This window comes from Micromonospora sp. RTGN7 (genome assembly GCF_033804645.1).
GTDB lineage: Bacteria > Actinomycetota > Actinomycetes > Mycobacteriales > Micromonosporaceae > Micromonospora.
Map to the genome: position 1 here is coordinate 650066 of NZ_JAPZLF010000001.1, position 18252 is coordinate 668317.

At 72.9% G+C, this 18252-nt stretch carries 17 protein-coding genes and 3 pseudogenes; 11 read left to right on the top strand and 9 right to left on the bottom strand.

Features of this window, described 5'->3' with window-relative positions; genetic code table 11:
- Positions 1 to 44: 44 nt before the first annotated feature.
- Together SNR22_RS02785 and SNR22_RS02790 are read left to right on the top strand one after the other, a co-directional pair.
- Complete coding sequence (locus tag SNR22_RS02785) at positions 45 to 2051, top strand: beta-galactosidase (protein WP_320064809.1); 2007 nt, start codon at positions 45 to 47, stop codon at positions 2049 to 2051.
- Positions 2052 to 2073: 22 nt separating this feature from the next.
- Complete coding sequence (locus tag SNR22_RS02790) at positions 2074 to 2877, top strand: DeoR/GlpR family DNA-binding transcription regulator (protein WP_320064811.1); 804 nt, start codon at positions 2074 to 2076, stop codon at positions 2875 to 2877.
- 169 nt (positions 2878 to 3046) lie between these two features.
- Here the strand turns inward: SNR22_RS02790 and SNR22_RS02795 are convergent, their stop codons facing one another.
- Complete coding sequence (locus SNR22_RS02795) at positions 3047 to 3226, bottom strand: hypothetical protein (protein WP_320064813.1); 180 nt, start codon at positions 3224 to 3226, stop codon at positions 3047 to 3049.
- 58 nt (positions 3227 to 3284) lie between these two features.
- Between SNR22_RS02795 and SNR22_RS02800 the strand changes: the two are divergent.
- Positions 3285 to 3767: pseudogene (locus SNR22_RS02800) on the top strand (DUF5753 domain-containing protein).
- A gap of 170 nt (positions 3768 to 3937) precedes the next feature.
- On the opposite strand, the pseudogene SNR22_RS02805 reads toward SNR22_RS02800, so the two are convergent.
- Positions 3938 to 4072: pseudogene (locus tag SNR22_RS02805) on the bottom strand (MerR family DNA-binding transcriptional regulator); the annotation flags it as partial.
- A gap of 188 nt (positions 4073 to 4260) precedes the next feature.
- Between SNR22_RS02805 and SNR22_RS02810 the strand changes: the two are divergent.
- The gene (locus tag SNR22_RS02810) at positions 4261 to 5268 is read left to right on the top strand and encodes a sporulation protein (protein WP_320064815.1); all 1008 of its coding nucleotides are present in this window, start codon (positions 4261 to 4263) and stop codon (positions 5266 to 5268) included.
- Between the two features lie 74 nt (positions 5269 to 5342).
- Here the strand turns inward: SNR22_RS02810 and SNR22_RS02815 are convergent, their stop codons facing one another.
- Positions 5343 to 5741 (bottom strand): hypothetical protein, encoded by a 399-nt coding sequence (locus tag SNR22_RS02815; protein WP_413775575.1) that lies wholly within the window; start codon positions 5739 to 5741, stop codon positions 5343 to 5345.
- Between the two features lie 307 nt (positions 5742 to 6048).
- Between SNR22_RS02815 and SNR22_RS02820 the strand changes: the two genes are divergently transcribed.
- Positions 6049 to 6456, top strand: coding sequence for a hypothetical protein (locus SNR22_RS02820; RefSeq protein ID WP_320064816.1), 408 nt, complete (start codon positions 6049 to 6051; stop codon positions 6454 to 6456).
- 97 nt (positions 6457 to 6553) lie between these two features.
- On the opposite strand, the gene SNR22_RS02825 is transcribed toward SNR22_RS02820, so the two are convergent.
- The gene (locus tag SNR22_RS02825) at positions 6554 to 8851 is read right to left on the bottom strand and encodes a HelD family protein (protein WP_320064817.1); all 2298 of its coding nucleotides are present in this window, start codon (positions 8849 to 8851) and stop codon (positions 6554 to 6556) included.
- A 147-nt stretch (positions 8852 to 8998) separates the two neighbouring features.
- On the opposite strand from SNR22_RS02825, the gene SNR22_RS02830 reads away from it, so the two are divergent.
- Positions 8999 to 9670, top strand: a complete 672-nt coding sequence (locus tag SNR22_RS02830) for an SGNH/GDSL hydrolase family protein (RefSeq protein WP_320064819.1) — start codon at positions 8999 to 9001, stop codon at positions 9668 to 9670.
- Between the two features lie 124 nt (positions 9671 to 9794).
- Here the strand turns inward: SNR22_RS02830 and SNR22_RS02835 are convergent, their stop codons facing one another.
- Both SNR22_RS02835 and SNR22_RS02840 read right to left on the bottom strand, forming a co-directional pair.
- On the bottom strand, positions 9795 to 11723 hold the full coding sequence (locus tag SNR22_RS02835) for a tetratricopeptide repeat protein (protein WP_320064821.1): 1929 nt from the start codon (positions 11721 to 11723) through the stop codon (positions 9795 to 9797).
- A gap of 60 nt (positions 11724 to 11783) precedes the next feature.
- Positions 11784 to 12245, bottom strand: a complete 462-nt coding sequence (locus tag SNR22_RS02840) for a MarR family transcriptional regulator (RefSeq protein WP_320064823.1) — start codon at positions 12243 to 12245, stop codon at positions 11784 to 11786.
- A 46-nt stretch (positions 12246 to 12291) separates the two neighbouring features.
- Here SNR22_RS02840 and SNR22_RS02845 point away from each other — a divergent pair, with 46 nt between their 5' ends.
- Entirely contained in the window at positions 12292 to 12813 is a 522-nt protein-coding gene (locus SNR22_RS02845) for a VOC family protein (protein WP_320064825.1), read from the top strand.
- A 60-nt stretch (positions 12814 to 12873) separates the two neighbouring features.
- Positions 12874 to 13785, top strand: coding sequence for a hypothetical protein (locus SNR22_RS02850; protein WP_320064827.1), 912 nt, complete (start codon positions 12874 to 12876; stop codon positions 13783 to 13785).
- A 126-nt stretch (positions 13786 to 13911) separates the two neighbouring features.
- Here SNR22_RS02850 and SNR22_RS02855 read toward each other — a convergent pair whose 3' ends face one another.
- Positions 13912 to 14091: a DUF4236 domain-containing protein gene (locus tag SNR22_RS02855; protein WP_320064829.1), complete on the bottom strand. Its 180-nt coding sequence runs from the start codon at positions 14089 to 14091 to the stop codon at positions 13912 to 13914.
- 477 nt (positions 14092 to 14568) lie between these two features.
- Between SNR22_RS02855 and SNR22_RS02860 the strand changes: the two genes are divergently transcribed.
- Together SNR22_RS02860 and SNR22_RS02865 are read left to right on the top strand one after the other, a co-directional pair.
- Positions 14569 to 14691, top strand: a complete 123-nt coding sequence (locus SNR22_RS02860) for a hypothetical protein (RefSeq protein ID WP_320064831.1) — start codon at positions 14569 to 14571, stop codon at positions 14689 to 14691.
- Positions 14688 to 15251 (top strand): flavin reductase family protein, encoded by a 564-nt coding sequence (locus tag SNR22_RS02865; protein WP_320064833.1) that lies wholly within the window; start codon positions 14688 to 14690, stop codon positions 15249 to 15251. Before SNR22_RS02860 ends, SNR22_RS02865 begins: the two co-directional genes overlap by 4 nt.
- Before the next feature lie 119 nt (positions 15252 to 15370).
- On the opposite strand, the gene SNR22_RS02870 is transcribed toward SNR22_RS02865, so the two are convergent.
- Together SNR22_RS02870 and SNR22_RS02875 are read right to left on the bottom strand one after the other, a co-directional pair.
- The gene (locus SNR22_RS02870; protein ID WP_320064835.1) at positions 15371 to 15826 is read right to left on the bottom strand and encodes an Rrf2 family transcriptional regulator; all 456 of its coding nucleotides are present in this window, start codon (positions 15824 to 15826) and stop codon (positions 15371 to 15373) included.
- Positions 15827 to 16241: 415 nt separating this feature from the next.
- Positions 16242 to 17186, bottom strand: a pseudogene (locus SNR22_RS02875) (helix-turn-helix transcriptional regulator); the annotation flags it as partial.
- A gap of 189 nt (positions 17187 to 17375) precedes the next feature.
- Between SNR22_RS02875 and SNR22_RS02880 the strand changes: the two are divergent.
- Positions 17376 to 18152 carry an SDR family oxidoreductase gene (locus SNR22_RS02880; RefSeq protein ID WP_320064837.1) on the top strand — a complete coding sequence of 259 codons (777 nt, stop codon included), beginning with the start codon at positions 17376 to 17378 and terminating at the stop codon, positions 18150 to 18152.
- The last annotated feature ends 100 nt before the right edge of the window (positions 18153 to 18252 follow it).

Sequence of the window (18252 nt, forward strand, 5' to 3'; positions counted from 1 at the left end):
GAAGGTGTTGACTCGGCAGTCGCGGCCGGGCACGCTCTGCATCCATGCGGCGATGGCAGGGCGAGAAGATGTGGTTCGGCGCCGACTACAACCCGGAGCAGTGGCCCGAGTCCACCTGGGCTGAGGACGTTGCGCTGATGCGTCGGGCCGGGGTCAACCTGGTGTCGGTGGGGATCTTCTCCTGGGCGCTGCTGGAGCCCGCCCCCGGCGCGTACGAGTTCGGCTGGTTGGACCGGGCGATCGACGTGCTGCACGACGGTGGGATCTCGGTCGACCTGGCGACGGCCACCGCCAGCCCACCGCCGTGGCTGGCCCACCGGCACCCGGAGACACTGCCCCGCCGCGCCGACGGCGCGATTCTCTGGCCGGGCGGCCGGCAGGCGTACTGCCCCAGCTCGCCGGTGTTCCGCGAGCGGTCACTGGCCCTGGTCGAGGCCCTCGCCATCCGGTACGCCGAGCACCCCGCGGTGGTGATGTGGCACGTCTCCAACGAGCTGGGCTGCCACAACGCGCACTGTTACTGCGACGTCAGCGCGCAGGCGTTCCGCCGCTGGCTGCGCGAGCGCTACGGCGACCTGGACGGGCTCAACGACGCCTGGGGCACCGCCTTCTGGAGCCAGCGGTACGGCGACTGGGCCGAGATCAACCCGCCGCGTACGGCCCCGACCTTCGCCAACCCCACCCAGCAGCTGGACTTCCTGCGCTTCTCCTCCGACGAGCAGCGCGCCCAGCTGCGCGCCGAGCGCGAGGTGCTGGGTCGGCTGGTCCGGCAGCCGGTCACCACGAACTTCATGATCGGCGCGGCCAAACACCTCGACTACCACTCCTGGGCGTCCGACGTGGACGTGGTCGCCAACGACCACTATCTGACGGCCGCCGACCCGCGTGCCCACGTCGGGCTGGCGCTGGCGGCCGACCACACCCGGGGCGTGGCTGGCGGCGGGCCGTGGCTACTGATGGAGCACTCCACCAGCGCCGTCAACTGGCAGCCGCGCAACGTCGCCAAGGCCCCCGGGCAGCTGCGCCGCAACAGCCTGGCGCACGTGGCGCGTGGCGCCGACGGGGTGCTCTTCTTCCAGTGGCGGGCCTCCCGCGCCGGGGCGGAGAAGTTCCACTCCGCGCTGGTTCCGCACGCCGGGGCCGAGACCACGGTGTTCCGCGAGGTGTGCCGGCTCGGCGCGGACCTCGGGGCCCTCGCCGAGCTGCGCGGCAGCCGGGTCGAGGCGCAGGTGGCGATCCTGTTCGACTACGAGGCGTGGTGGGGCGTCGAGCTGGACTCGCACCCCAGCGTCGACGTCACGTACGCCGATCGTCTCGGCGCGCTGCACGACGCGCTGTGGCGGGCCGGGATCACCGCCGACGTCGTGCACCCGTGCACCGACCTGTCCCGCTACCGGTTGGTGCTGGTGCCCACCCTGTACCTGGTGCGTGACGCGCACGCCGCGGCGCTGCGCCGGTTCATCGAGGCGGGCGGCACGGCCCTGGTCACCTACTTCAGCGGCATCGTCGACGAGCACGACCACATCCGTCTCGGCGGCTACCCGGGGGCGTTCCGGGAGCTGCTGGGCGTGCGCGTGGAGGAGTTCTTTCCGCTGCGGACGGGGGAGCGGGTCACGCTGGACGACGGTTCTGCCGCCGACGTGTGGACGGAGTGGCTGCACCCCGAGGGCGCGCAGGTGCTCGCCGCGTACGCCGACGGTCCGCTGCCGGGTGTGCCGGCGCTGACCCGGCACCCGGTCGGCGCGGGCGCGGCCTGGTACGTCGGCACCCGGCTGGACGCGACGGCCACCGACCGGCTGGTGGCCCGGCTGGTGGCCGAGTCGGGGGTGCGCCCGGCGGCACGGGTCCCCGCCGAGGTGGAGGCGGTCCGGCGGCGCGACGGCGACCGTAGCTGGCTTTTCGTCATCAACCACACCGACACCGACGCTCGCCTCGACGTCACCGGCGTGGAGTTGCTGACCGGCGCGCCCTGCGCCGGCGACCTGGTCGTGCCGGCCGGTGAGGTGGCCGTGGTCCGCGAGGCTCCGGCCGCTGGCACGCCCCTACGGTAATGGCGCGAAGGAGGTCATCCGGATGCTGGCCCAGCAGCGGCAGGCAGCGATCCTCGAGCTGATCCGGCAGCGCGGCGGCGTGCGGGTCAGCCAGTTGGTCAGCCGGTTCGCCGTCTCGGACATGACGATCCGGCGCGACCTGGAGGTGCTGGCCGAGCGGGGGCTCGTCGACAAGGTCCACGGTGGCGCGACCCTGGCCGGCTCCGGGCCCGGCGACGAGCCCGGCTTCGCCACTAAGTCGCTGCGGCAGCGGGCCGAGAAGCGGGCCATCGCCGAGCACGCCGCCGCCCTGGTCGAGCCCGGCATGGCCGTCGCGCTCTCCGCCGGCACCACGACCGCCGTGCTGGCCGCCCTGCTGACCGAGGTGCGGGGGCTGACCGTGGTGACCAACTCGATCCCGGTCGCCGAGGCCCTCCACCAGAACCCGCGCGCGGACCAGACGGTCGTGCTGACCGGCGGCATCCGTACCCCGTCGGACGCCCTGACCGGGCCGGTGGCCGAGGCGGCGATCAGCTCCCTCAACGTCGATGTGCTCTTCCTCGGTGTGCACGGCATGAGCCCGCGCACCGGTTTCACCACCCCGAATTTGCTGGAGGCGGGGACCGACCGGTGCCTGGTCGAGGCGTCCCGGCGCCTGGTGGTGCTGGCCGACCACACCAAGTGGGGAACGATCGGGACGGCCACGATCGCCCAGCTGTCCGAGGCCGACATGCTCGTCACCGACGCGGGGCTGCCTCCGGAGGCGCGCGGTCAGCTCCGCGAGCAGGTGGGCGAGCTGATCGTCGTGCGGACCGGCGTCGACCCGCGCCGAGCCCGCAACGGTTGATCCGGGCGATGCCGAGAGGGGCGGGCGCCCTTACCCGATCCGCGCGGCACCCGCCACAACGGCGCCGCGCGCCCCCTCGGCGGACGCCGACGTGCAGCTCGACGAGCAGGCCTGCGGGTAAGGGAGAGCACCTTATTAACTCCTGCGGTGAGAGAGGGGTACCCCTCTCTCACCCCGCCACGCCCGCCGGGTCGCACGGTCCGTCGTGGTGGGCGCGGCGGGTGCAGCGCCGGCGGGCGGGCATGATCCGGTCGCAGAACACCCAGTGTCGTACGTGCTGGGCGTCCTCGGCGGAGACGGTGGTGCCGGCCGCCTCGACCTGCGGCAACGACGCCAGCGAACGCTTCATCTAGCTTGCCGAGGATGCCTGGCGCACCGACCGGTGGGACGATGACTACGACGAGCTGGTGGACACGTCCTTCATCGATTTTCCATGGCTAGAGACCAGAGCGGAGCAGATCTGTTCGTGGGATGCGACCCTGATGCCAGGGCTCATGCAGACGCGGGCCTACGCGAAGGCGGTGATCCGCAACGCCGAGGGCGCGGAAGTGACCGACTTCTCCGTCGGTAAGTGGTTGAAGTTGCGACTGGACCGGCAACTCGTTCTCGATCGCGATCCGCCTCTGCGCATCGCGACGGTCATCGACGAGAGCGTGCTATGACGCCCCGTGGGTGACTCCGCGCTGATGTGTGGGCAGCTCCAACACGTGGGCGAGCTGCTCCTGAAGCCGAGCATTGATGTCCGGGTGCTCCCGTCAAGGCTTGGCCTGCACGCCGGCTTGGACGGCTCCTTTGTCGTCTTCAGAATGCCCAAGCCATACCCGGAGGTTGCCTACGCGGAGATGTTGGGTGGACGCCGGTTCATGGAATCACCCAAGTCAAAGCGCTAGTCGCTTGCGTACGATCGGCTCCGTGAGGCCGCACTCGACTCGCGCGAGTCGGCGAAGCTGATCGCGGAGATTGCGGAGGGTCTGGCATGAGTCAAGAGTTGCCAGCGGTGGCCTGCGGCGCGGTCGGCGTCGGCGACCGCGCCGGCCAGCAGCGTGAGCAGTTCGGCGGCCGGGGCGTAGAGCCGGTACCCCGACTCGGGATCGACGGCGGCCGGTCGCAGCAATCCCAGCTCGTCGTAGAGCCGTAACGCCTTCGGTGTCAGGCGTACTGCTCTGGCGAACGCCCCGATGGTCAGCAGCCCCACGTTGACATCCTCCTCGTGCCGGTCGCGGCGACCGGCACGGACCAGGCTGGAGCTTCCCCGAAGGTCAAGGTCAAGCCTGCGACGCGCCGAGGCTGCTCACAGGCATCTCACAGCGCTGACGAATAAGGTCGGGCGGTGAGCGGCAGCGCTCCAGGGTGGAGCGCGCACATCCGTCTACTGGAGTGTTGATGGTCTTCAAGAAGATGTTGAGCGCGTTCGGCGTGGGGGGTCCCAAAGTGGACACCGTCCTGGCGAACCCGAACACCCGGCCGGGCCTGACCCTCGAGGGTCAGGTCAACCTGGTCGGCGGGGACTCGTCGGCCGCGATCGAGCAGATCGCCGTCGGCCTGGTCACCCGGGTGGAGATCGAGGGCGGCGACAGCGAGTACGCCGGCATCATGGAGTTCCACCGGATGCCGGTCGCCGGGGCCTTCGAGCTTGCCCCGAAGCAGCAGCTGTCGATCCCGTTTCAGCTTCAGGTGCCGTGGGAGACCCCGATCACCGACGTGTACGGCCAGCGCCTGCGCGGCATGACGATGGGGCTGCGCACCGAGGTGGCGGTGGCCCGGGCGGTCGACAAGAGCGACCTCGACCAGGTGGCGGTGCACCCCCTGCCGGTGCACGAACGCATCCTGGATGCCTTTGCCCAGCTCGGCTTCCGGTTCAAGGGCGCCGACCTGGAGCACGGCCACATCCGGGGTACGCAGCAGACGCTGCCGTTCTACCAGGAGGTCGAGTTCTTCGCCGCGCCGCAGTACGCGCAGAGCATCAACGAGGTCGAGCTGACCTTCGTGACCAGCCAGCGCGGCATCGACGTGATCCTGGAGTGCGACAAGCGGGGTGGGTTCCTCAGCGCCGGCCATGACGTCTTCGGCCGGTACACGGTGGCCCACACCGACGCGGAGCGCACCGACTGGGCCCAGGTGGTCGACGGCTGGCTGCAGGAGTTGACCTCGAAGTACGGCGGCCACCGTGCCCAGGGCTTCGGCGTGCCGGTCCAGGGCTACGGCGCCCCGCACGGCTACCCGATGTCGCCCGGCCACGGCCATGGGCACAGCCGGGGTGTCGGGATGGGTGGCGTCGTCGCCGGTGCGGCGCTCGGCGCGGTCGGCGGGATGGTCGCCGGCGAAATGATCGAGGACGCCATCGAGGGTGACTTCTCCGAGGACTGGGGCTTCGGCGGTGACGAGGAGTAGTCCTCCACGTCCGACGGTGGCCCTCCGGGAGATCCCGGAGGGCCACCGTACTGCTTGGAGCTGATCGGTTGGCGTTAGTGCCGGGCCGCCTTGCGCTCGGAGCCGCTGCGGAAGCTGCTGCCGGCCTTGGCCAGCCCGCGGCTACCGAGGTACCCGATGGTCAGCAGCGTGATGTATAGCCAGGCCTGACCCGGATTGTTGATATTCAGGCCGTTGGTGGCCGAACCCCGCCAGAAGGCGGCGATCACCACGACGGCCACGGCAGCGGCCCAGACCCAGAACTCGGTGGTCAGGAACGACTGCTTCGTCTCCGAGCCGGGTGCCATCGCCGGCTCCCGGTGCCCGTCGTGCATCATCGGCATCGGCCGGGTGGGTGCCTCCTGCATCGCGCGGTTCGGCATGTCGTTCATCGCGCGGTTCGGCGCTTCCTGGGTACGGTTCATCGGCCTGGTGGATGCAGCCTGCGTGCTCATCTTGTCCTCCTCAGGATGCGATGAGTCCTGCCTGCGTCCCCTCGCCCCGCTACCGCGTCTCGGCCACGGCACGGTTCACGTTCCTGGCGGGGACACCCCCCGACTACCCGGGGGCCCGGCGAGGTAACACCCGCCGGTCCGCGGATAGCGGTGCCCGCCGCAGCCGTCCGCCGTACCGGATCGCCTTCCTCACGGACCGCGACGTTCATTCCCGACGTCCGGATCGGCGCTGGTTTGTTCGGTGCGTGCCCGGGCACGCACCGCAGATCCGACAGTTCTGCTCCGACAGTTCTGCGAGGTGATGGACGTGCGTGAGGACGACACGATGCGGGAGTCTGCCCGCAAGGCCGAGGAACGGATCGCCGGCGGCGTCTACGGCGAGGGGGCCCTCGACGAGGTCACCGTGCCGCAGACCGACGAGACGCGAGTCCTTCAAGAGGAGGACCCGGACGACGTGGCGCAGGCCCGGATCGACCCGGAGGTGTTACGTGACGGCGGCCCGACCCGGGGCCAGGGCGCGGTCACCACGACCGGCGGCACCGCCGGCCCGGCGAGCGTCCGCCGGTTGGCCCGGCAGCCGGAACAGCACCGAGGCAAGGTCGCCCCGACCACCACCGGCGACGCCACCACCGGCGGCCTGAGCACCCCCGCAGGCGCCCCAACCAGTGACCAGTCAAGCAGCGCCAGCCAGGTCGGCAACTTCACCAACGAGTGAGAGGGCCGCACTTTCACGGAATCAGTGGCTTCGCGGCGCCGAATAGCCACTGATTCCGTGAAAGTGCGCGATGTCCCGGGTGGGGTGGGTGGGGTGGTTAGGGGGTGGGGTGGAGGATGCCCAGGCGTTGGGTGGCGCGGGTCAGGGCGACGTATAGGTCGCTGTGGCCGCGCGGGGACTCGGCGACGATCCGTTCCGGATCGGCGATCAGGACCGAGTCGAACTCCAGCCCCTTGGCCTGCGCCACGGTCAGCACCACCACCCGGCTCTCCAACTCCGGCTGCTCGCCGACGGCCGCCTCGGGCAGCGTCGCGACCATGGCGGCGCCCAGCTCGTCGACCCGGCCGGTGGGGACGATGATGCCGAGCCGCCCGTCGTCCAGGACGGCCGCCTCGGCGACCGCAGCGGCGGTCAGCTCCGCGGCCAGCCGGTCCTCGTCGACCCGACGGTCCCACGGCGGCACTCCACTTTCCCGCACCGAGCGCGGTGGGCGCAGGTGCGGGTCGATCTTCGTCAGCACCTCGGCGGCCACCGCCATGATCTCGGCGGGCGTGCGGTAGCTGACGGTCAGTTCCTCCAGCCGCCACCGCTGTGCCACGTACGGCTCCAGCGCGTCCGCCCAGGACGGGGTGCCGGCGAGCGCCCCGGTCTGCGCCACGTCCCCGACGATCGTCATCGACCGGCTCGGGCAGCGGCGCATCAGCAGCCGCCAGGCCATCGGCGACAGCTCCTGCGCCTCGTCGACGATGACGTGCCCGAACGCCCAGGTCCGGTCGACGGCGGCGCGTTGGGCGGCGGTCAACCCGTCGTGCTCCTCCTGGCGTTCCAGCAGCCGGTCGGCGTCGAGCAGGTCGCTGACGCTGAGGATCTCCTTCGCCTCCTCCTCCACGTCCTCCACGTCGATGGACTGGGAGCCCCGGGCGATCTCCAGCACGCCCTCGGCGTACTCGCGTTGGAGGGTCCGGATGCGCTGTTGGCGGGCCGCGGCGGCGCGGTCGTCCTCGCCGAGCAGCTCGGCGGCCTCGTCGAGCAGCGGCGCGTCGGCCGGCGTCCAGCCGCCCGGCTCGCGGTGCAGCAGGGCGCGTTCGGCGTCGGTCAGGTCGGGCGTGGCTGCGGCGATCCGGTCGGGGTCGGCGTACAGGTCGGCGAGCAGGCGCTGCGGGGTGAGCACCGGCCAGAGTCGGTCCAGCGCGGCCCGCACCTCGGGCTCCTCGCGCAGCTCACGGCGGATCTCCGCGACGTCGGCCTCGTCGAGCAGGTTCTCCCCGCCCAGCGGGTCCGATCCGATCCGGTCCGCCACCTGGTCGGCCAGGGCGTGCACGATCTCGACGTCGAAGATCGCGCGGGCCAGGTTGTGCGGCCGGCCGGTGCGGCGGGCGCGGTCCCGGGCCGCCCGAACGGTCTCCGGGTCCAGCCGCAGCTCCTCCCGCTCGACCTCGATCACCAGTGGTTCGTCGGGAACCCACTGCCGGTCCCGCACCGCTGCGGTCAGCACCTCCACCATCTCGGCGCGGCCCTTGAGCGCCGCGGCCTCCGCCGGCTCGGTCCGGCGGGCGCTGACCCCGGGAAAAAGGTCCCCGGGGGTACGCAGCAGCACGCCCGTCTCGGCCAGCGCCGGAAGCACCTGCGAGATGTAGCGCAGGAACGTCTCGTTCGGGCCAACCAGCAGCACGCCCCGGCTGGCGAGCACATTGCGGTGGGTGTAGAGCAGGTACGCCGCGCGGTGCAGGGCGACCGCGGTCTTGCCGGTGCCCGGGCCGCCCTGGACCACCATCACCCCGGGCAGGTCGGCGCGGATGATCCGGTCCTGCTCGACCTGGATGGTTTCGACGATGTCGCGCATCCGGCCGGTCCGACCGGCGGTGAGCGCGGCGAGCAGCGACGCCTCCCCGGTCAGCTCCTCGTGCGCGGTGGGGGAGGCGGTGGCCAGGTCGAGTACCTCGTCGTTGAGGGCGGTCACCTTCCGTTGCCGGGTCCGCAGGTGCCGCCGTCGGCGTACGCCCTGCGGGTTGGCGGCGGTGGCCAGGTAGAAGGCCCGGGCGGCGGGGGCCCGCCAGTCGATCAGCAGCGGGTCGTAGTCGCCGCTGGTGTCGAAGATGCCGATCCGGCCGATGTAGTGGCGCGCGTCGTCGTCGGTGTCGAGCCGACCGAAGCAGAGCCCGTTCTCCACGGCGGAGAACTGCTCGACCTGTTCGGCGTACATCCGCACCGCACTGTCCCGCTGGGACCGGGCCTGCTGGGTGCCGCCGGTGGCGCGCAATTCCTCGCCGAGCCGCTGGGCGGCCTGTTCCCGCATGCCGTCCAGCCGGCCGTAGAGCACGGAGACGTACTCCTGCTCGCGACCGATCTCGTCGTCGTGCCGCAGCTCGTCGGGACCGTCGGAGTGCCTTGACAAGCCGTCTCCCTAGTGATTAGAATTCCAAAAAGAACGGCAATTTTGCGCCGTTCTTTTTTTGTGCCTGAACTGCAAAAGATACCGCGCGGCGACCTCTCCCACCACACGGTTGGGCGGGACCACGCCGCCGAGGGATGGAGCCGCGCGATGTTGCTGGGTGCAGGTCAGCGGATCGTCTTCATCGGGGACAGCATCACCGACTGCGGCCGAGCCGACGTTGCCGCCCCCTACGGCGACGGGTACCTGAGCCTGGTCCGCGCCTTCGTCGATGCACGGTACCCGGAGCGGGAGCTGACCTGGGTCAACCGGGGGATCAGCGGGAACACCGTCCGGGATCTGGCGGCCCGCTGGGACGCCGACGCGATCGCCGAGCGCCCCGACTGGCTCTCCGTGATGATCGGCATCAACGACATCTGGCGCGCGTTCATCCCCGGCCGGGAGGCCGAGGCCGTGCCGATCGACGAGTACGAGCGCACCCTGCGCGGCCTGCTGCGCCGGGCCGTGGACGCCACCGGGTGCCGGCTGATCCTCGCCGATCCGTTCTTCATCGAGGCGGACGTCGACGAGCCGCAGCGCGTCGAGACCGACCGGTACGCCGCAGTGGTCGCCGCCCTCGCCAAGGACTTCGAGGCGGTGCACGTGAGCACCCAGGCCGCCTATGACCGGGTGTTGCGGCACAGCCCGTCGAGCCGCTGGGCCGACGACCAGATTCACCCGGGCCTGCCCGGTCACGCCGTCATCGCCGACGCCTTCCTGACCGCACTGACCGCCCCGGCCGCACTGACCGCCCCGGCCGCCCTGACCGCCCCGGCTGCCTGAGGCGCAGCCGCCTCGGCCACGCCAGCCGGCTTCACCGCGTGCCACCGGTTTCCAGCGCGCCACCGGTTTCCGCCGTGCCACCCGCCTCCATGGCACCACCTCTCCCGTCCGGTGCGTACCGGGGTCAGCGGCGGCGGGTGCAGACCTGACGGGTCCGGCCGACCGTGTCCGCCGCCCACACCACCGCGATGGTGAAGCAGTAGTCGTTGGTCGTGTCCAGCCCGTGGACCAGCCAGCTCGTGCTGCCGGCCGGCAGGGTCTCGAACGCGCGCGGCTCCTGCCCCGACGGGGCGCCGGCGAGCACCACCGGCCCGCTCGCGCCGGCCGGGTACGTCCAGTTCAGGGCGATGTTATCCCGGTTGTCTCGGAGGGTGAACCGGCCAGGCGGGGTGCCGGGCGAGGCGGCCGCCCGAGGGCTGGCCGGCGCGCTGCTGCCCGGGGCTCCCGGGGCGTCTGAAACCGGCGAAACGGTGGGCGAGGGCGACGGGGCCTGCCCCGGGCCGTCGACCCGGGAGACCCCGGCGACCACCGCCGCCGTGCCGAGCACCACCACGGTCACGCCGCCCACCACCACGAGTGGGGTAAGCCGGCGCGGCGGCGGCGCGGGCGGGCGCGGGACCAACACCGGGAGCAGCCGCGACCGGTCCTGACGGACCGCGGGCAGGCGCGTGGCCCGCACCCCGGCCGGCTCGGCCTCGACGCTGCCGGCCAGACCGACCGCGGTCGGGGGCAGTGCGCCCTCCGCCGGCTGTTCCGGCTCGCGTGGCCACCGGTCGTGCTCCTCCGGGTACGTGGGGGTGTCCCGGGCCTCGTCCCGCCCGGTCCACCGGTCGTGCTCCTCCGGGTACGTGGGGGTGTCCCGGGCCTCGTCCCGCCCGGTCCACCGGTCGTGCTCCTCCGGGTACGTGGGGGTGTCCCGGGCGTCGTCCCGCCCGGTCCACCGGTCGTGCTCCTCCGGGTACGCCGGGCTGTCCCGGGCCTCGTCCCGCCCGGTCCACCGGTCGCCGCCGAGGTGGGTGGGGGTGTTCGGCGCGGCGTGTTCCCGGATCCACGGGTCGTCGTCCATTCCCTCCGGGGGCCATCCGTCGTCAGCGGCGGGGAACGCCGTCGGGGTTCCCGGGGCGGCGGGGGAGGCCGCGTCCTCCGGGGGCATCCGGGGGGCGGGGACGGTGTGCGGGGACGGGTCGTCCAGCGGCCATGCGGGCGGGTACGTCGGCGACCCTTCGGCGGGGTCGTCCAGCGGCCACTCGGGCGGGTACGCCGGTGGCCCCTCGGCGGCCGGTGGGACGCGGGCTGCCGGGATCACGGGGACGTCCGGGGGCGCGGCCGGCGCGTTCCGTACGGCCCGAGGCGCCCCCGCGCAGACGTGGTCGGGGTTGGCAGCGGCCCGGGCGAGGGCCGCCACCTGCACGGCGAGGGGGTCGTCCACGGCGAGGTGCTGCAGGCACAGCTCCCGGGCCAGGGCAAGGTGGTCGTGCGCCTCGGCGAACTCCCCGCAGTCGCGTTGCATGGACCCGAGCCGGGCCAGCATCTTGATGCCGCTGGGGTGGCCGTCGCCGTACACCTCCCGGTGCAACTCCCAGGCGTCTTGCAACCGTTCCCGGGCCACCTCGCACTGGCCCCGGGCGTACTCCACGGTGGCCAGGTCGGCGTGGGCGGCGAGCACCCGCAGCGACTCCGGCCCGTCGGAGGCCGTCAGTTCGATGACGACGTCGGAGTAGAGCCGGGCGGCGCGGGCGTGACTGCCGACCCGGTGCAGCACCGCGGCCAGCGTCGCCGCCGACGAGACCGTCCGCGGGTCGGAGCGGCCGTGCAGCCGGGTCGTCGCCGCGTACGCGAAGGCGGCCCAGCCGCGTGCCGAGTGCGGCTCGCCCAGCGCGATCAGCACCCGGGCCTGGAGGCCGGCGGCGTCGGCCAGCTCGGGGGACGCCTGGTCGGGGCGGGGATCGGCGTCGCTCAGCGCCTCGGAGAGTAGCTGTTGCGCGCCGGCCAGGTCGCCGGCGGACACCAGGTGGTGCGCCTGGACGGTCAATTCACCGAAGGCGGAGGACACGCCCCATCGTGGCCGTCCGACGACAATATGTACAACCCCTCGACGATCGCGATTCGGTCATCATCCGGTCAGGTGGTCGGCGAGCGTTTCGCTGATCCGACGGAGCTGGTCCACCTGGGCGGGGCTGAGCGCGTCGAAGAGGTGCCGGCGTACCCCCTCGACATGGCCGGGAGCGGCTGCGGCGAGCGCGGCGAACCCGGCGTCGGTCAGCGCGGCGACCTGCCCGCGCCGGTCGGTCGGGCATTCCTCCCGCCGGAGCCAGCCGGACGCCTCCAGCCGCGCCGCCGCGTGCGAGAGGCGACTGCGCGAGGAGCCGGTCGCGTCGGCCAGGTCGCTCATCCGCAGCCGCCGGTCGGGCGCCTCGGAGAGCCGCACCAGGATCTCGTAGTACGCGTGCGGCATACCGGCGTCGCGTTGCAACTCGCGGTCGAGCATCTCCATCAGCGCTCGGGAGGCGGTGAGGTACGCCCGCCACGTGCGCTGTTCGTCGGGGTCCAGCCAACTGGTCATGACCACCAGCATAGTCGGGTGGTTGAACGTTCAACCAAATCGCGTTACGGTGGACGGCATGGGAATCCACCGCCTCAACCACGCCGTCCTCTACGTGAGCGACCTGGCCCGCAGCGTCGCCTTCTACCGCGACGTGCTGGGTTTTCGTCCCGTCCCGATGACCCCCGACGGGTTCCGGGGCGCCACCTTCCTCCAGGCAGCCGGCTCCACCAACGACCACGACCTCGGGCTGTTCGAGATCGGCCGGGGCGCCGGGCACTCCACCGCAGGCCGGTCCACCGTCGGCCTCTACCACCTGGCCTGGGAGGTCGACACCCTCGACGAGCTTGCCGCCACCGCCGAGCGGTTGGCCGCCGCCGGTGCGCTGGTGGGCACCTCCGACCACGGCACGACCAAGAGCCTCTACGGCCAGGACCCGGACGGGCTGGAGTTCGAGATCGTCTGGCTGGTCCCGGCCGACCGGCTCGACGACGCCACGCTGGCCGCCCGCAAGCGGATCGGCCGCCTCGACCTGGACCGCGAGCGGCAGCGCTACGGCGGTCAGACGCGCGGTGGGGTGGGGATCTCCGTCCCCAGCTGACCGGGTGTCCGGGTGGGGCTGCCTGTCCGTGCCGGGTGGGCGGTGCGGTAGAACGACAGGATGCCGATCGACTCCGTCCTCCGCGAGCTGCTCGTCCGACAGCTCGACGCCTGGTTGCCCGCGGCGCTGCACCGCGCCCGGCGGGCCACCTTCGCCCTGGCGTACGCCGGGTCCGACGCGGGGGGCGCGGACGCCGCGCTGCGGGCGGTGGCGGAGTTCGCCGACCGGCTGCGCGGGTTCCGGCTGACCGTCCTGGTGCTGGCTGAGGGCGACGAGACGCTGCCGGCCCGGCTCGGCGCGGTCGAGGCCACCCTGCCCGCCGAGGTGACCGTGCACGTCATGCCCGGTGACCCGACGCGCCTGCCGGTTGCGCTCAAGGCCGCCGGGGCAGCCGGGGCCCCGCTGCTGACCGTGGCCCACGGGGCGGATCCGACCCCGGCCCTGCTGGCCGCCGTGCGGGCCGGCCGTCCGGCCGACCTGCTGCTGATCAACGGCCCCGGCTCGCCCCTGCGCCCGGCGCTGGACGCGGCCGGATTCCCGCTGGTCGCCGAGGTCGAGCTGATCGTGCCCGTCGAGGCGGCCAAGGATGCCGAGGAGCGGCGGATCGCGTTCGCGACCACGTCGGACCGGAGCCTCCAGGCGTTCAAGGACGCGCTCTGGGCCGTCGGTGCAGCCGGAGCGGGCTACCGCGACCCGGGTGACCCGCAGGGGCGGATCATCGACGTCGTAGGGGAGCCGGACCCGGGCCCGCTGGGGCGGGAGCTGCTCGCCGAGCTCGGCCGCCTCGGCCCTCGCACGGTGACCGAGCTGCGCCGGTACGCCCTCACCGCCACGCCCTTCCGGGTGGCCGACGCGACCCGGGCGGTGGCCGGTCTGCTCGACTCCGCGACGGTGACCCGCGACCCGCAGGACGGCCGGCTCGGTGGGGACGTCGTGATCACCGCCGCCCCGGGCGACGGGTCAGCTGCCTGAGCACGATGGACACCCAGGCGTCGAACGGGGTCTGCGTGGCGGAACGGTAGCCGCCGCGTCGGACGGGGCGTGGACGTGAAACGGGGCGCCGGTGGACCACCGGCGCCCCGTTTCACCCCCGGGTCGTCACGACCGGGACTTGTCCTGCTTCCACGACAGCGGGCCGGGCAGGTCGACGCGGTGCGCCTTGGCTCGCGAGTTCCAGGACCAGCGGCCGATCTTGATGCTCCACGAGGAGAAGCCGTTCTCGGTGAAGTTCAGGATGATCGGGCCGTACTTCTTGCGCTTGCGGAACATGAGGCCCATCGCGGGGCTCCCTTCGTCACCGTTATCCCTGCCGTGTCGTCATCGAACATGCCCGAAACGGCGATTTCTGAAACCCATCCGTGTCCCCACTGGACCGTGCGCCGTTCTGCCCGGAGAATCTCCACCCAACGGGTGGGTTATGTGGGGGTGGAACATGCTGGTGAAGGCCATGTGCACTGGATCAGGACATGCGCATCTCATCCTGTGGAAGTTCGTTGACCGGCCGCGCGGGACGCGGGCAACATGAGGTCATGTCGCAGCGGGACGAGCTCCTCCGCATCGCACGTGCGCACGTCGACCTGGCCCGGCACGCGAGCGCGCTCTGTTGAGCTGACCGGTCAGTCGGCTCGGCCTCCGTCACCACGTGCTCCCCGCCCGTCCGCTCCCACCGGAGCGGCGTGCCGTCCGTGTCCCGAACCGCAGGGCCGCACCGCAACCCTCGTGGACCTCCCCGGATCGACAGATCAGGAGACAGCCGTGTCCCCATCCTCGCGCCCGCTGCCGACCACGCCGCCCTCCACCGCCGCCGTTGTCCGTCCCGCCCGGGGTCGGCTGTCCCGCCCGTTCGGCCCCTCCGCCGCGCCGGCGGTGACGGCGTGACCACCGTGGACCGCCCGGCGGTCGGAGCCGTCGAGCTGCGCCCGGTCGACACCGACCTGTTCCGCGCCCTGCTGCGCCGCCAGGCGGCCACCGTCACCGTGGTCACCGCGCCCGGGCACTCCGCTCGCCGAGGTCGCCCGCCGCTGCCGCCGGCCGGGTTCACCGCCACCTCGTTCACCTCGGTGTCGCTGGAACCGCCGCTGGTGTCGTTCTGCCTCGGCCGGACGTCGTCGAGTTGGCCGGCCATCGAACGCGCGGAGCACGTGGCCGTACACCTGCTCGCCTCCGGGCAGCAGGAGGTCGCCCGCACCTTCGCCACCACCGGCATCGACCGGTTCGCCGCGCATTCGGGCTGGACGCCCGGCCCGTTCGGGGTGCCGCTGGTCGACGGGGCGCTCGCCGTGCTGCTCTGCCGGGTGGTGCATCGGGTGCCCGCCGGCGATCACACCATCGTCATCGCCGAGCCGCTGGCCCTCGGGGCGGGCGAGGACGGTGCCCCGCTGCTGCGCCACCGAACCGCGTACACCACCGCCCTCGACCCGTGGAAGGCCGCCCGGTAACCCCCCACCCCCCACCCCCACCCCCGCCCGGCTGCGCGGTGATCATGAAGTTATTGCCGTCCGCCCCGGCGTGTCGTGCAATAACTTCATGATCACCGCGGGGCGGTGGGGGTGGGGGGTTAGCGGGGTTCCCAGGCGTCTGGGCGGGCGATCAGCCGCCGGACGTGGCCGGGCAGTCGACCGCTGGCCATCTCGGCGAGGCTCACCTCGTCGACCACCTGTCGCACCGCCGCCCGGACGGCCACCCAGAGCCGGGGCAGGTTCTCCGCCGACCCCTCGTAGCTGGTCTCCTCGGGGCGCCTCCCGCGCACTCCGGCCAGCGGGCCGTCGACCGCACGGAGGATCGCGCCGATGGTGATCTCCTTCGGCGGACGGGCCAGCGTGTAGCCGCCCTCCGCGCCCCGCTGGGCCCGCACCAGCCCGGCCCGGCGCAGGTCGGCCAGAACCGCCTCCAGGAACTTGCGCGGCATGTCCTGCTCCGCCGCGATGGCCTGGGTGGACATCAGGGAGGGGTACGCGGTGGTCAGGCTCAGGGCTGCCCGTACCGCGTAGTCGCCACGCGCGGAGATCTGCACCCCCTCATCATGCCCGTGCCGTCCTCCCGGGCGGGTCAGTGGGCGGTCGTGGCCGTACGATCCGGCCGGCCGGCGTCCCGTCCCGCCCGCCGCCGGCCCCCGCCGGACGCTCCCGACCCCCCGCCGGGGGATGCTCCCGCCGGTTGCGCGGCGGGCCGGCCGGGGCGTCCGACCGCCGCGCCCCACCGACACGCGCGGCCGGCGGCTGCTCACGCCCGTTGCGGCATGACGCCTGCTCGCGGTCGTGCTGGTGCGCCGACTGCCTGTGGTCCTGTGCCTGCCCGTGGTCCTGTGCCTGCTCACGGTCGTGGTGGTGCGTCGCCTGCTCGCGGTCGGCGCGGTGCGGTGCCTGTCTGCGGCCCTCCCGGTCCGACTGCTGCTCCCGCTCGATGCGCGCCGGCCAGCCCCTGGCCGCCCGGAACGCGCCCGGACTGACCCCCGCCTCGCGGGTGAAGAAGCGGCCGAAGTTGGTGGGCTCCGGGAAGCCGAGTCGGCGGCCGATCCGGGCGATCGGCTCGTCGGTGGCGGCGAGCAGCCGGCGGGCCTGGAGGGCCACCCGCTCGTCGATCACCTGCTTCGCGCTGCGCCCGGTCACCGCCAGGCAGGCCCGGGTGAGGGTACGCACCGAGCAGCCGAGACGGGCCGCGTAGTCCTCCACCCGACGGGTGTGCAGGTAGCCGCGCTCGATCTCATGGCAGAGCCGCTGGAAGGTGCTGTTCTCGGCACGCGGACCGGCCCCGGCAACGTCCGTCATCCCCGCCGCGCCCCCGGCCCCGTCGGCCAGCCCTGTCGCCTCCGCCGGGCCGGCGGGCAGCAGCCGCAGCCGCAGCAGCAGCACGGCGAGCCGGTGGCGGAGCAGGGCGCGGGCGGCGGGCACGTCCGGCTGCCGCCGGAGGTCTCCCACCAGTTGGGTCACCTCGTCGATCACGGCGTCCTCGTCCTCGCCGGTGAGCTGCCGGTACGCCGGCACGTCGGCGCCGCCGACGTCCAGGGCCGGATCCCGCGGAAGGGCGGCGGGCGTCCACCGGATCACCAGTGCGTCGAGTTGGGCCCCGACGCAGCGCAGCGCCTGACCGGAGCGGGCCCGCAGCAGGGTGCCGGGACGGCAGGGCAGCGCCCGGAAGTCCAGCTCGGCGGTGCCGTGGCCGCGAGTGACCAGGACGACGAGGTCCGCATCGAGCAGGACGGGGCGTCGCCACTCGGCGTCCGGGGCCAAATCGCCGAGCGAGAGGGCGGCGATACCGGCGGCGCGCGCTGCGGCGTCGGCGTCGGGGGCGGAGCGGGTTGTCGCCTGGGCGGAGCGGGTTGTCGTCTGGTCGGTGGGGCTTGCCGGGGAGGATTGACCGGAGGTGACCATCATCTGCGACGGTAGCCCGGGTCCGGGGCGGTCGCATCCCGGCGTGGCTCGGTTCGCCCGGCGGCAACCACACCCGGCGACTTGTCCCCTGGCGGCGGCTTGTCGCCGGTGCGGTGGCCGGATTAGGTTACCGATCGGTAGCGCCTGGTCCCGGCGGACCACCGGCGGCCCCCGAACAGCGATGGGATGGGCATGACGGATCTGTTCTCGGTCGAAGGCAAGACGGTCCTGGTCACGGGCGGCTCGCGGGGGATCGGGCTGATGATCGCCCGGGGCTTCGTGCAGGCCGGCGCACACGTGATCATCTCTTCCCGGAAGGCGGACGTCTGCGCGGCGGTGGCCAAGGAGCTCTCCGCCGAGGGGCGCTGTGAGGCGATTCCCGCAGACCTGGGACACGACGAGGGGGCCGAAGGCCTGGCTGCGGCCGTCCGCGAACGGGTCGACGGGCTCGACGTGCTGGTCAACAACGCCGGGGCCACCTGGGGCGCGCCGCTGGAGTCGTACCCGGAGGGCGCGTTCGACAAGCTCTGGGCAGTCAACGTCAAGGCGGTCTTCCGGCTCACCACCGCCCTGCTGCCGGCGCTGCGCGCGGCGGCCACCGACGACGACCCGGCCCGGGTGATCAACATCGGCTCGATCGACGGCATCCGGGTGCCGTTGATGGAGGTGTACGCGTACTCCGCCACGAAGGCGGCCGTGCACATGCTCACCCGCAGCCTCGCCCACCAGCTCGCCGGTGAGCGGATCACGGTGAACGCGATCGCGCCGGGGCCGTTCGAGAGCAAGATGTTGGCCTTCGCCCTGGACGACCCGGCCTCCCGGGCGGCGATCGAGCAGCAGGTCCCGCTCGGTCGGATCGGGCGCCCCGAGGACATGGCCGGCACGGCGATCTACCTGTCGTCGCGGGCGGGGGCGTACCTCACCGGGGCCGTCATCCCGGTCGACGGCGGGATGACGACGCACGGCTGAGCGGGTATTGCGGGACCCGGTCGACGGTGCGGCAGGACGCGCGGCTGGGCGCTGTGGGCGTACCCCCGGGTCGTGGTGAGCCGGAGCCGCGCGGACTCGG